Below are 14,007 nucleotides of genomic sequence, written 5' to 3'. Positions count from 1 at the left end.
TCAATGGAAGATAATCAAGGCTGCTCGGTGACCATGGTCGCTGCAGTGCGATCGCTGACCAGTGGTTCGACCTTGAGGCCTTTGCGCGCTGCCCAGATGTTCTGGTAATGGAACAGCGGGATGATGCCGACGTCGTCGCTGACAATCTGCACCGAGTCCTGGAGAATCTTGCGCCGCTTGGCCTCGTCGAATTCGGCGGTTGAGTCAGCCAGGGCTTTGTCCACCAGCGGATTGCTGTAATGGCCCCAGTTGGAAGCGCCCTGCCCTTTGCTGTTATCGACCGTGGTCAGAATATTGGTCAGGGCATACGCCGCTTCGCCGGTGCCATTGCCCCAGGCAATCACGCTGATCGCCAGTTCATTCTTGTTGGCCTTGCCCGCGTACACCGCCCACGGCAATACCTCCAGCTGAACCTTGATGCCAATCCGTGTCCAGAACTGCGCCACCGCCTGCATGACCTCCGGTGCCTGCGGATAACGGTCGCCCGGCACATGCACAGTCAGTTGGAAGCCTTCAGGAAAGCCTGCCTGCGCCAGCAGATCCTTGGCCTGCTTGACGTCATAGGGGATATTCTTGATCTGCGGGTTGTAACCGAACGTGTTGGCCGGCATCCATTGATTGGCTTCGGTGACGGTGCCTTGCATGATGCGTTCGTTGATGGCCGGACGATTGATCGCCAGGGACAGCGCCTTGCGCACACGTACATCCAGCAGCGGGTTTTCGGCCAGCGGCTTGCCCGCATTGTCGCGAATGAACTCGTTCGGGCCAGCACGGAAACTCGGCTGAATGATCAGCGCACGCAATCCCTGATAAGCGAAGACATTGACGTTCGGCGTTTTGCGCAGGCGCGCCACATCGGTAGGCGATACCTTGTCGATCACATCGACATCGCCCGCCAGCAAAGCCGCGGTACGGTTGGCGGCGTTGGCGATAAAACGGAAATAAACCTTGTCCCAGGTCGGTCTGCCACCCCAGTAATTTTCATTGCGAGCGAATATCGTGCGATCGCCCGGCACGAACGAGACAAACCGGTAAGGCCCGGTGCCGATCATCGCCTTGCCCGAGTTGTAATCGGCGCTGCTGGCTGCCGCACCGGCGTGGCGACTGACGATATAGATCGAGTCGATGTCCGGCAGCAGATTGGCATTGGGCGAACGGGTCTTGATGATCAGCGTGTGATCGTCCTTGGCCTTGATCGATTCAACGGTACGCATGGCGCCTGCGTAAGAAGCCACGCTGCCAGGTACGCTGCGTGCACGCTCGAAGGAGAAGACCAGGTCATCAGCCGTCAGCGGCGTGCCATCCTGCCATTTGACGTCATCACGCAGGGCGAACTCCCAGGTGGTGTCGTCCACGACCTTCCAGCTCTTGGCCAGACCTGGCAAGGTCTTGTCATCACGGCGGCTGACCAGCGACTCGAAGGCATGCAAGGCTACCGAGCGGTCTCCGGCATAGTTATTGAGCTGTGGATCGAGGGACGAGACCGGGTCGGCGTAACCGATGCGCAAGTCCTGTGCAGTGACACTGCCGGCGGCCAGCAAGAGGGCCGACGCCAGCAACGAACGAACGAGTGGTTTCATGGGTAATTCCTTGTACGCAATGGCAGAGGGTGACGGGCTTGAGCTGCCCGTTCAGCGTTGGTCATTCAGGTGACAGGCGCTCTGGTGATTCGGCGAAACCTCCCGCAGCGCTGGAACTTCCTCGCGACAGCGCGCCATGGCGTGCGGGCAGCGAGGGTGGAAATGACACCCTGCAGGCGGGTTAAGCGGGCTGGGGATTTCCCCTTGGATCGCGTCATAACGGGTACTGCGAATATCGAAGCGCGGGATCTGCGCCAGCAAAGCCTGGGTGTACGGGTGATTGGCCCGCGCGAACAGGTCATCGACCGAAGCGGTCTCGACCACACGGCCCAGATACATCACGATGACCCGGTCGCAGAGGTGCTCGACGACGCCCAGGTCATGGCTGATAAACAGATAGGTCAGGCCCAGCTCGTCGCGCAGGTCCATGAACAGGTTGAGGATCTGCGCCTGAATCGACACGTCCAGCGCCGCCACCGACTCGTCGCACACCAGCAGTTCCGGTTGCACCGCCAGCGCACGGGCAATCCCGATGCGCTGGCGCTGGCCACCGCTGAACTGATGCGGATAGCGCTGGCGCAATTGCGGGCTGAGCCCGGCACGCTGCAATTGCGCACTGACGTAATCATCTGCGCCCTTGCGGTCGGTCAGGCCGTGCAACAGTGCACCTTCGCCGACGATCCGGTCGACCCGCAGGCGCGGATTCAAACTCGATGATGGGTCCTGAAAAATCATCTGCACTTTCAGGCGCAGCGCCTTGCGCTCCTGCGGGGTCAGGCTCTCCAGCGGTTTGCCGTCCACCAGTGTAGTGCCTGAAGAGACCGGCAGCAGACCGGCAACCATGCGCCCCAGGGTCGATTTGCCACAGCCTGACTCGCCCACCAGCCCGACCACTTCACCGCGCGCAATGCGCAGATCGACACGATCCACGGCATGGGTCACCGGTTTTGCACGGGTAAGGTGCAGCCGTTGCAGGAGCCCCTGAACGGAGCGCTCATCCACGGGCTTGCCGAAGGTCTTGCTGACCTGATGCAGCTCGATGAGGGGAATCTGATCACTGGGCATCGGCCGCTCCTGGATGAAAACAGCGAACCGTCTGGCCCGGTCGCGCCTCGTGGGGTTGAGGCTCCTGTGCACAAATCTGCGAGGCTCTGGGGCAGCGCGCCGCGAAAGCACAACCGACCGGCATCGACAGCAGGTCGGGTGCCATGCCCGGGATCTGCCGCAGGCGCTGGCCGCGCTGGTTGCGACTTGGCAGGCTGTCGATCAGCCCCTGTGTATAGGGATGCTGCGGACGATCCAGGACATCGGCGACCGGCCCCTGCTCGACGATGCGTCCGGCGTACATCACCGCCACATCGTCAGCCAGCCCTGCGATCACGGAAAGATCATGGGTGATCCAGATCAGTGAAGTGCCCTGCTCGCGCACCAGCTTCTGCACTTCACTGAGAATCTGCGCCTGAATGGTCACGTCCAGCGCGGTGGTCGGCTCATCAGCGATGATCAGGTCCGGTGCATGCAGCAGTGCAATGGCAATCGCCACCCGCTGGCGCATGCCGCCGGACAACTGATGCGGATAGGCGCGCAAACGTTCTTCCGGGCTGGCGATGCCCATCAGCGCCAGCGTGCGGCTGGCATGTTCGCGGGCCTCGCGCTTGCGCAGCGGGCTGTGGGCTCGTACGGCCTCGATCATTTGCGTATCGACCCGCAGCACCGGATTGAGGGTCATCATCGGGTCCTGAAAGATCATCGCTACCCGGTTGCCCTGAATGCTACGCAGTTGCGAGGCGGACAGTCTGGTCAGATCGCTGCCCTTGAACAGCACCTGGCCACCGCTGATGCGCCCAGGCTCATCGACCAGGCCGAGGATCGAAAAGCCGGTGACCGACTTGCCCGAACCGGACTCACCGACCAGGCCGAGAATGCGTCCCGGCTCCACGCGCAGCGACACATCGCGCACCGCCGGCAACACCCCGGCGCGGGTATGAAACGAAGTGCACAGGTTGCGCACATCCAGGGTCGGCTGTTGGACTGCGTGAGGCACAGACGACATTTCAGGCAGGCTCATCGCTGTAACCTCGGGTTCAGGACATCGCGCAAACGGTCACCGACCAGATTGATCGCAACGATCGTGATCAACAGCGCCAGGCCTGGGAACAGGCTGATCCAGTATTCATTGCTGAGCATGTATTGAAAGCCATTGGCAATCAGCAGCCCCAGCGACGGCTCGGTGACCGGCACGCCCAGGCCGAGAAACGACAAGGTTGCTTCCAGCGTGATAGCGCGGGCGATCTGCAAGGCGCCGATCACGATCAGCGGTGGCAGGCAGTTAGGCAGAATGTGACCCACCACAATACGCAGCGGCCCCACGCCCTGCCCGCGCGCCGCATCGACGTATTCACGGCGGCTTTCGGTCAGCGCCTGACCGCGTGCGGTGCGCGCGTAATAGGCCCATTCGAGCAAGATCAGGGTCAGCATCACGTTGCCGACACCCTTGCCCAGCCAGGCAAGAATCATCAGCGCCATGAGAATCACCGGAAACGACAGCAGCAGGTCGACCAGACGCATCAGCAAGGCATCGAGCCAGCCGCCTACATACGCAGACACCAGCCCGAGCAGCGTACCGAGTACTGCCGCAATCAACGCCGAGCCAATGCCGACCCACAGGCTGATGCGCAGGCCATAGATAATCGCCGAGACCAGATCGCGGCCCTGCCCGTCAGTGCCCAGCCAATAGGTGTAACCGCTGTCCCCATTGAGGCTGCCAGGCGGCATGCGCGCGTCCATGACGTTGAGCTGCATCAGGTCGTAGGGGTTCTGCACCACAATCCACGGCGCCAAGGCTGCAACCAGCACAATGATCAGCAGGACTACCAGGCCCGTCACCGCCGTGGGCGAGCTGAAGAACTCGGTCAGCACTCGTCGCCAGGGCGACTGGGCCTGCAGCAGCGTGCTGCCGATCGGGGCTTTTTCAATGACATTCATCGGGATGCCTCGATGCGCACGCGTGGGTCCAGCAAGTAATACAAGCCGTCGACGATCAGGTTGAGCACCACGAAAATCACTACGACCACCATCAGGTAAGCGACCACCACCGGGCGATCAAGCATGTTGATGCTGTCGAGAATCAGCTTGCCAGCACCCGGCCAGGCGAAAATGCTTTCAGTCACGACGGCATAGGCGATGGTCGAGCCCAGTTCCATGGCCAGCACCGTCACCACCGGAATCATGGTGTTGCGCATGACGTGCATGCACATCACGCGCATCGGTGACAGCCCCTTGGCCCGGGCGAATTTGACGAATTCCTGGGGCAGCACTTCTCGTACGCCTGCACGGGTCAGGCGCAGCACCAGGGAAATCTTGAACAACGCCAGGTTCAGCGCTGGTAATAACAGGTGCTGCAAACCGTCCAGCGTCAGCCATGACCATTGCACACCCAGCCACTCACGGGTTTCGCCGCGGCCGCTGGCCGGCAGCCAGCCGAGAGTGATGGAGAACAGCATGATCATCATCAAGGCCACCCAGAAGGCTGGCAGCGAGAAGCCGACAATGCTGGCGGCCATCATCAGCCGGGACAGCGGATGCTCGGGGTACATGCCGGCAAACATGCCCAGCGGCACACCGATGACCACCGCCAGAAACAGAGCACTGAACGCCAGCTCGAAGGTTGCGGGCAAGCGCTGCAGAATCAGGCGCATGGCATCCTCGTGATACACGAAGCTTTGCCCCAGATTGCCGTGAACCGCGCCCTTGAGAAAAATCAGGTACTGCTGCCACAGCGGCTGGTCCAGTCCCAAATGCGCGATGGCCTGCAGACGCTCGGCCTGATTGAGGTCTTCACCGACCAGAATGTCCATCGGGTTGCCGATGGCATTGAGGCCAACGAACACCACCAGCGTCATCAACAGAACGACCAGCAACGATTGAGTCAGCCGACGCAGCGCCCAGCCGATCATTGGCGCAGCTCTGCAGTGCTTGGCTGGCTGACCACCCACTCATCGCCCAGCAGCTCCGGCTCTGCGTAATCGAGCATGGTGTCGAAATGCAGGTCGATGTCCTCGTTGAACAACTGCCCGACCAGGGCATGCGCCAGACGTTTGGAACCCTCGCTGATGGCAGGAATGTCTCCGGACACCGCGCCATAGCTCAACGCGGCCGGATAACTGAAGCAGTGAATGTGGTTCAGCCCCGGGCAGGCGCCTGGGGTCTTTTCCTGAAATTCAAAGCAGTTGCCCAGATCCGGCAGCACAGCCAGCTCAGCATCGGTTTCGCCGCTTGGTGCTTCGAAGCGATCCTGCCAGACACGGATCTGCGCAGAGAATGGTGCAAACTCCGGGCGCTGCCGGAAGTCGGTGCGAAACCCGGTGGCAAATACCACGAAATCTGCCTCGATACGTGCCTTCGGCGTATGCAGCCAGACGCCTCCGGCAGCGCTCTCTTCGACGAAAAGCACCGGGCTGTCGAGCATGAACCGCGCCTTGCCGGAAGCGGACACTCTGAGCGTACTGCCGCGCGGTGGTGGCACTTGCTGGGTATTGAGGTAATGGCGAATGCGCCATTTCCAGATGTCCGGCAGGCGCCAGTAGCCATGCACCATGCCGGGATTACCGACGCCCTTGCCTTTGTTGATACGCGGCAGCTCGGCGCGCCGGATCAGCAGATCGACCCGCGTTGCACCAGCCTCCAGCGCCGTGGCGGCGCTATCCATCGCCGATGCGCCACCGCCAATGACCGCAACGCGTTTGCCGGCGAACCAGCTGTCCTGCAAACCCGCCGCCGAATGCGTCCACAAGTGCTCCGACAACTGCCAGGCAAAGTCCGGCACCCAAGGACCGCCCAGACCGTCACGACCCGTAGCGAGCACCACATGGCGGGCCAGCAGGAATCGCGTCTGTACCGGCGTGACGACGTCCAGTTCAATCAGACCGTCCGCTCTGGGCGCTACCCGGCTAATGCGGTGCTCATTGCGTATGTCCAGTGCCAGCACCTTGCGATACCAGCGCAGGTACTCGGCCCATTGCAAACGTGGAATCTTGTCCAGCAACGCCCAGCCATCGACACCAAATTGCGCTTCGTACCAAGCGCGAAACGTCAGCGCCGGCAAGCCCAGCGCCGGCCCGGTCAACTGCTTTGGCGAGCGCAGGGTTTGCATACGCGCCGTAGTGGCCCAAGGGCCTTCGAAACCTGCTGGGGATTGATCGAAAATGACCGCTGCTACGCCGAGATTGCGCAGCTCTGCGGACAGGGCAAGACCGGCCATGCCTCCACCGATAATCGCCACGTCGAGCACGGCCTGCCCTGCGCTGATCCTGGGCTTGACCCATGGCTTGGCGGGCAGATCCAGCCAGGCCAGATCCTGCTGCAAGCGAGCTTCCAAAGCGGCCAGGCCAGCGGGTGCGTTTACATCGGACATTGATCGGTACTCGAAAAAATGATCGGGCCACGAGCCCGAGCCTTGATTCAAAGCACTTCAAGAATCATTCCAATAGTGTGATAAATGAATTCTTAAAGCCCTTGAATGCTTAATTCGAATAGTAAAAGCCGTTTTTTATTCTAGCAACGCGCAAAAAAGCATATTTATATTCCCAAATGGAATGTAAGAGCGCTTTGCGTACCATGAAACGAAGCGTTACGAAGAATGTTGACGGACGCGCTGCGCCGATTTTCAGTCTTGCGCGTTTAATGACAGGCGTTCCCGCAGCAAGGGCCTGAATGCAACCCGTATTTTCCTCTCACTCGGCATATATGCTCTGTAACAGGGCATCATGCGCGCTGGCTTCGTGCATGATCATTTCCGGTAAGAGGATTTTTGCGCTGTCGGCAATTTCATCGATCATCGCGCTCGCCACATCCGACAACGGGCTGGCGAAGGCTGAAATCAGCCCGAAGAAAAACGGAATGTTGCAGGCGATCGGTCTGACGACCACGCCTTGCACCGGCACGCCCATCGCTGTGAACGGATCGACCAGCGCAATGCCCAGCCCGACCCTGGCCATCTGCATGGCAATCAACGACGTATTGGTGTCCAGCATGCGCGGCGGCTGACCACCCGCCTCCTGAAACGCCTTGTCGATGCGTCGACGAAAGCGATACGGGTTGGCCATGGTGATCAACGTTTGCTGACGCAGCAGCTCCATCGACAGCACCTCATGAGCGGCCAGCGCCGAATCGGCGGGCAATACCGCCACACAAGGCGCCTCGCCGATCCAGTGGATTTCCAGACCGCGATGCTCCAGGGGCAGGCTGACCGCTCCCAGGTCCATGGTTTTCGACAGGACAGCCTGAACCACGTTCTCCGGAGACATGCTCTGCAGCTGAATCTGTTGCGGACGCAGATGCTCGGGCAGGCGCGACAAGGCCGCAGGCAGCAGACCGGCTGCCAGGGCCGAGATCGCCACCAGCTTGATCTGGTGGTTCTCCTCCTGGGCAATGTGCTGCGCACGCTGGCGGATGTTGCGCACCCCCAGCAGCGCGCTTTCCACTTCGCCATACATCATGAACGCCTTGTGGGTAGGCGTGACCTTCGGCCCGCTGCGTTCGAACAACGCAAAGCCCAGTTCCTGCTCGAGTTCCTGGATGGCCCGGGTGACCGAGGGCTGAGACCGGCCGAGCATTTTCCCTGCCGCCGTGACACTGCCTGCCGACATGACCGCCGCGAAGGCTTCGAGCTGACGCAAATCCATAAGCATGCCTTGATCGATACATCGCCGATGAGGAAGCACGACACAGTGCTCCCCGGTTCAAAGCGCGAAAGTCTACACGCTGGTAGCGCCTGGCGTGAGCAAGCACCTCAACCAGCGATCATTACCCGATTCCGGCCCTGCTGTTTGCCCATGTACAGCGACGTGTCGGCGCGATTGAGGGCCAGCTGGAACGCCTCGCCTGTGCCGATGGTCGCCACAGCAACCGTGGCGCTGACGGCAATGATGCGCTCATTGATCCGCCCGGCCTCTTCGGCGATACGCCGCCAGATACGTTCGGCCGCGCGCAGCGCATCTTCGGGCGTGGTGTCCGGCATGAGCACCAGAAACTCCTCGCCGCCCCAGCGCGCCGCCATATCGCTGCTGCGCACGCTTGAACCGATGATCTCGGCGACCCGTTGCAGAACCAAATCACCGGTTTCATGCCCGTGGATATCATTGATCTGTTTGAAATGATCGATGTCCAGCAGGATCAACGAAGCCGACAGCCCCTGCCGCCTGGCTTCCAGTTCGCGTATCCGATGCAGTACTCGTCTGCGCGTGTAGAGATTGGTCAGGCTGTCGCGGTTGGCGATATGAAACAGGCTCAGTTGCATCGACGAGGTGAAACGCACCGACAATGCAGTGGCGTAAATCGACAGAGTGGTCGCTGTGAGTACGTTGACGATACCGAACGCATCGAGCACGTTCTGGCTTAGACCGGATCCCTGCCCCGTATATCGACGAAAGGCGAAGCAGCCCACTAGCGACATCAAGATCGCAACGCTGTAGACAATTCGTCTGACGACGTTCAGTTGGAAGGTGAAGGCAATGACGGGAATCACGCAGAATATGTAAAAGCTGAAGTTGCTTTCCCAGCCCAGTTGCCACGTCGCGAGCACGGCATGGCCAATGATCTCCAGGGACATCAGTTGTCCGGCTTGGCGATGCCGCCCCCTGCGGATCAGGTAGATGCAGCTGACGTAAACCAGCGTGCTGACGATGTTCGCGATCCACATGATCTTCATGCCCAGCCCCAGGAACACCGTCAGCAACACACAGTGAATGCCCAGAGCGACATAAACGATCGGGGTGATGTGTTTCCAGAACTGGGTAGCCGTGTCCTTGAACAGCTGGGTGCGGTCTTCCGCCGGAAGGCTCATCATCACGTCATCTCGAAATGCAGGTGGAATATGACCATCAGCGTAGGTGAGATCATGATGTATTGTGGGGCTGAACCGACGCCGCGTTATACAGCGACTGGATAATATGTTGGTCTGCAGCGCCCGAACCCCGTGACATGCTGCAGGAGTGAGCATGGACCTCATCGAGCACCGGTAGTGCAATCCGAAGCCTGACTTTTTCGCATGCCGCTGACCGTAGGCAGCGACCGACAACCTGTTGTGCGTTTGCAGCCACTGGCAACGGATGGCGGTTTTTCGTCGTTTTACAGTAGCGATCCTGATTCACCGGAAATACTATCGGGAGCGGATATTGTATTGATCATGTATTGCTCGTCAGCCCGCCAAGATGCAGGCCGCCCTGAATGATTCGGAAGGAAGCATACCGATGGAACGTCTTACTGCAAAAGACTTTGCGCCTGAACTGCTTGAGCTTTATGACTACTACGCACACGGCAGGATCAACCGGCGCGAGTTTCTCGATCGTGCAGCGCTGTTCACCTTTGGCGGCCTCACCGCCAGCGCGCTGCTTGCCTCGTTGAGCCCCAACTACGCGCTGGCCGAACAGGTGGAATTTACCGACCCGGACATTATTGCCGAGTATGTTTCCTACCCTTCGCCCAAGGGGCATGGTCAGGTTCGCGGCTATCTGGTACGTCCGGCCAAAGCGGCCGAAAAAGTACCGGCAGTGGTTGTCGCACATGAGAATCGCGGCTTGAACCCGTACATCGAAGACGTGGCGCGCCGCGTTGCCAAAGCCGGTTTCATTGCGCTGGCGCCTGACGGGCTGTCCTCGGTCGGCGGCTATCCGGGCAACGATGACAAGGGTCGTGAACTGCAGCAGACGGTCAATCCGGAAAAGCTCATGAACGACTTCTTTGCCGCCATCGAGTGGCTGATGAAGCATGACGCGACCACCGGCAAGGTCGGCATCACCGGTTTCTGCTACGGGGGCGGTGTGGCCAATGCCGCGGCGGTCGCGTATCCGGAGCTGGGCGCTGCGGTGTCGTTCTACGGGCGTCAACCCAATGCCGAAGACGTGGTGAAGATCAAGGCGCCGGTGATGATTCACTACGGCGAACTGGATACTCGTATCAACGAAGGCTGGCCAGCCTATGAAAAAGCCTTGAAAGCGGCGGGCAAGACGTACGAAACGTACATTTATCCGGGCGCCAATCACGGTTTCCACAACGACTCCACGCCACGTTACGACGAAGCAGCGGCCAAACTGGCCTGGGACCGTACATTGGGGTGGTTCAACAAGTACCTGGTTTAAGTTCTGATTGAGCGGCGCGGCACAGATCTGTGACGCGCAGCGTCACGCAAGGCATTCCCACGCTGGAAAAAACCACTATCGTGCGACGCTCCGCGTCGTCATGCCGTTCTAGACGCTCCGCGTCCTCTCTATAGCGCCCTCACCCGCTCCAGCAGTACTTGCAAGGGATGCTTCACCACTTTGCCATCCTGGCGTTTGACCTGGCTGCGGCATGAGTAGCCATCGGCGACCAGTCGATCTTCAGCACCATGCCTGGCCACCAGCGGCTGCCAGGACTGACGGTAAATGGTGTCGCTGGTTTTCGCGTTTCGGGTTTCATGCCCATAGGTGCCGGACATGCCGCAGCAACCGCTGGCCAGTACCTCCAGTTTGAGCCCGGCGCGGGCGAAGGCTTTCTGCCAGAGGCCGACACTGGCGGGCTCGTTGGTCTTTTCAGTGCAATGCGGCAGGAAGTAGTACGTTTCTGCCGACGCACCATCACGACCTTCCTCGACCGTGGACGCCAGCCACTCCTGCGGCAGCATGACCTCGGGTACATTCTCGCTGCCCAGCGTCTTGCTGTACTCCTGGCGATAAACCAGGGTCATGGCCGGGTCCAGACCGATCAGCGGGATGCCGTACCCGGCCAGCTTGCCCAGCGACTGACTGTTGAAAGCGGCAGCCTTCTCGAACGCCTGCAGAAAACCCTGCACCTGCAGCGGCTTGCCATTGGGCGCAAAGGGTGCGAGGTAGACCTGATAACCGAGGCGCGAAATCAGCTCCAGCCAGTCTGCCGCCAGCGGGGTCTCGAAATATCGGGTGAATGCATCCTGAACCAGCACCACCGTGCGCTTGCGCTCCTGCTCGCTCAACGCGGCCAGACGCTGCGGCGTGGCGATGCCCACATTCCAGCGAGCGCACGCCGCGCGGAAGTCGGTCAGGCTCAATAACGGGCTATCGACCATGCCGGCTGCATGCTCAAGCAGGTAACGCACCGGCCTTGCGCCCATGATCGCGTTGTACAGCTTCGGAAAGCGCGCCAGGTGCGGGATGCTGAACTCCAGCGAGCCAATCAGGTAATCCTTGATCGGGCGCAGGTAACGGCTGTGGTACAGCTCGAGAAAACGCGAACGGAATTCGGGCACGTTGACCTTCACCGGGCACTGCCCCGCGCAGGACTTGCAGGCCAGGCAACCGGCCATGGCGTCGTAGACTTCGTGGGAGAAATCCTTCTGCCCCGCCACCCTGGCGACGCTGTTGACGGTTCGCTCGGCAAGGCTTTTCAGCACATTGGCACTGCGCGCCCTGGCGCTGGCGGTGAGGACATTGACGTCCTGCTCGCCTTGCAGGCGCAGCCATTCCCTGACCAGCGAAGCGCGGCCCTTGGGTGAGTGAATGCGGTCACGGGTGGCTTTCCACGACGGGCACATGGCGTCGTCGGTGTCATAGTTGTAACAGGCGCCATTGCCATTGCAGTGCAATGCGCTGTCGTAGCTTTGCCAGACCCGTTCATCGATCGTGCGATCCAGATCACCGCGCAACATCACTTCATCCACTAGCGTCAGGCGCGATTCCGGCACTGTGGCAGGCGTGGCGATTTTGCCGGGGTTGAGCTGGTTGAACGGGTCGCAGGCGGCCTTGAGAGCCTGCAATGCGGGATACAACTCGCCGAAATATTCAGGCACGTATTGCGAACGCAAGCCCTTGCCATGCTCGCCCCAGAGCAGCCCGCCGTAGCGCTTTGTCAGCGCGGCGACGGCGTCGGAGATTGGCCGAATCAGCGCCGCCTGCGCGGGGTCCTTCATGTCCAGAATCGGTCGCACGTGCAGCACACCGGCATCCACGTGGCCAAACATGCCGTATTGCAGCCCGTAGCTGTCCAGCAGCGCACGGAACTCCTGAATGTAGTCGGCGAGATTTTCCGGCGGCACGGCAGTGTCTTCGACAAACGGCTGCGGCCTGGCTTCACCCTTGACGTTGCCAAGCAGCCCCACCGAGCGCTTGCGCATGGTGTAGACGCGGTTCACCGCTGCGCTGCCAGCCGCCAGCGTATGGCCCAGGCGCAGCACCGACGTGTCAGTCTGCAAATGCGCAACGAACGCATGAACGCGCTGTTCCACCTCACTCAATTCATCGCCGCTGAATTCGATCAGGTTGATGCCCAGCGTCGGCGTCGCAGGGTCCTGGGGGAAATACTCGGCGACGCCATGCCAGACGATATCCTGCATGGCCAGCATCAGCACCTTGGAGTCCACCGTCTCGATGGACAGCGGCTTGTGCGCCATCAAGGCCTTGGCGTCCCGCAGAGCGTCCATGAAACCGGCATAGCGAACGTTGACCAGAATCGAATGTTTGGGGATCGGCAGGACGTTGAGTCGAGCCTCGACGATAAAACCCAGCGAGCCTTCAGAACCGCAGAGTACGCTGTTGAGGTTGAAACGCCCGTCTTCCTCGCGCAGGTGCGCCAGATCGTAGCCAGTCAGGCAGCGGTTAAGCGGTGGAAAGACATCCTTGATCAATTGGGCCTGCGTATCGGCAATCTGCTGCGCGCAGCGATAAACGTCACCTGCGCGGTCGATACGTGCCTGTTCGCTGGCCAGTTGCTCGGCAGCCAATGCATGGCTGCTGACGTACGAACCGCCCAGCAACACCGTGGACAGTTCAAGAACGTGGTCACGGGTCTTGCCGTAGGTGCAACTGCCCTGCCCGCTGGCATCGGTGTTGATCATGCCGCCAATCGTGGCACGGTTGGATGTCGACAGTTCCGGTGCGAAAAACAGCCCGTGCGGCTTGAGCGCGGCATTGAGCTGGTCCTTGACCACACCGGTCTGCACGCGCACCCAGCGTTCTTCGACGTTGATCTCGAGAATAGCGTTCATGTGCCGCGACAGGTCGACCACCACACCGTCGGTCAGCGATTGTCCGTTGGTCCCGGTGCCGCCGCCGCGCGGGGTCAACACCACCTGTTGGTGCTCGGGCCGCGCCGCCAGACGGGCGACGATTGCGACGTCATGGCTGTCCATAGGGAACACGGCAGCCTGTGGCAGGCGCTGGTAGATGGAGTTGTCAGTGGCCAGCACTGTGCGCGAACCGTGGTCACGGGCTATTTCGCCACGAAAGCTGGCCTCCGCCAGGGCATTGAGGAAACGGTCATAGTGACCGATCTGCTCAGAGGTCGGTTTCAACAGCGCAATCATGGTGGTCTTCCTCGCTAGGCGTTTTATATGCAAAGCACGTATGCTTCGAAACGCTCGAATGCATGGCGTTATCAACGGTTAGCGTGATTCTCCGGTGTGTCATGCCTCAGTGCA

The 14,007-nt window shown here is 60.5% G+C and carries 10 protein-coding genes; 1 reads left to right on the top strand and 9 read right to left on the bottom strand.

Annotated features, from left to right (window positions below; translation table 11 throughout):
- Nucleotides 1-14 precede the first annotated feature (14 nt).
- The 8 genes from V476_RS23980 to V476_RS23945 form a co-directional block, all read right to left on the bottom strand.
- Complete coding sequence (locus V476_RS23980; protein WP_024960890.1) at nucleotides 15-1,580, bottom strand: ABC transporter substrate-binding protein; 1,566 nt, start codon at nucleotides 1,578-1,580, stop codon at nucleotides 15-17.
- A 51-nt stretch (nucleotides 1,581-1,631) separates the two neighbouring features.
- Entirely contained in the window at nucleotides 1,632-2,645 is a 1,014-nt protein-coding gene (locus V476_RS23975; protein WP_024960889.1) for an ABC transporter ATP-binding protein, read from the bottom strand.
- The gene (locus tag V476_RS23970) at nucleotides 2,635-3,648 is read right to left on the bottom strand and encodes an ABC transporter ATP-binding protein (RefSeq protein WP_024960888.1); all 1,014 of its coding nucleotides are present in this window, start codon (nucleotides 3,646-3,648) and stop codon (nucleotides 2,635-2,637) included. Before V476_RS23970 ends, V476_RS23975 begins: the two co-directional genes overlap by 11 nt.
- Entirely contained in the window at nucleotides 3,645-4,565 is a 921-nt protein-coding gene (locus tag V476_RS23965; protein WP_024960887.1) for an ABC transporter permease, read from the bottom strand. Before V476_RS23965 ends, V476_RS23970 begins: the two co-directional genes overlap by 4 nt.
- A complete protein-coding gene (locus V476_RS23960; RefSeq protein WP_017279784.1) occupies nucleotides 4,562-5,536 on the bottom strand; it encodes an ABC transporter permease in 975 nt (324 codons plus the stop codon). The genes V476_RS23965 and V476_RS23960 overlap by 4 nt, the downstream gene beginning before the upstream one ends.
- Nucleotides 5,533-6,993: an NAD(P)-binding domain-containing protein gene (locus V476_RS23955; protein WP_024960886.1), complete on the bottom strand. Its 1,461-nt coding sequence runs from the start codon at nucleotides 6,991-6,993 to the stop codon at nucleotides 5,533-5,535. The genes V476_RS23960 and V476_RS23955 overlap by 4 nt, the downstream gene beginning before the upstream one ends.
- 319 nt (nucleotides 6,994-7,312) lie before the next feature.
- A complete protein-coding gene (locus V476_RS23950; protein WP_003346732.1) occupies nucleotides 7,313-8,263 on the bottom strand; it encodes a LysR family transcriptional regulator in 951 nt (316 codons plus the stop codon).
- 107 nt (nucleotides 8,264-8,370) lie between these two features.
- On the bottom strand, nucleotides 8,371-9,426 hold the full coding sequence (locus tag V476_RS23945; protein ID WP_024960885.1) for a GGDEF domain-containing protein: 1,056 nt from the start codon (nucleotides 9,424-9,426) through the stop codon (nucleotides 8,371-8,373).
- 403 nt (nucleotides 9,427-9,829) lie between these two features.
- On the opposite strand from V476_RS23945, the gene yghX reads away from it, so the two are divergent.
- Nucleotides 9,830-10,717, top strand: coding sequence for a YghX family hydrolase (gene yghX, locus V476_RS23940; RefSeq protein ID WP_003346726.1), 888 nt, complete (start codon nucleotides 9,830-9,832; stop codon nucleotides 10,715-10,717).
- Nucleotides 10,718-10,845: 128 nt separating this feature from the next.
- On the opposite strand, the gene ydiJ is transcribed toward yghX, so the two are convergent.
- Nucleotides 10,846-13,893 (bottom strand): D-2-hydroxyglutarate dehydrogenase YdiJ, encoded by a 3,048-nt coding sequence (gene ydiJ / locus V476_RS23935; RefSeq protein ID WP_024960884.1) that lies wholly within the window; start codon nucleotides 13,891-13,893, stop codon nucleotides 10,846-10,848.
- Between the last annotated feature and the right edge of the window lie 114 nt (nucleotides 13,894-14,007).

The sequence above is a fragment of the Pseudomonas syringae KCTC 12500 genome (assembly GCF_000507185.2).
Classification (GTDB): domain Bacteria; phylum Pseudomonadota; class Gammaproteobacteria; order Pseudomonadales; family Pseudomonadaceae; genus Aquipseudomonas; species Aquipseudomonas syringae.
The sequence above is the reverse complement of the archived record's forward strand: the minus strand, read 5'-3'. Positions and strand labels throughout refer to the sequence as shown.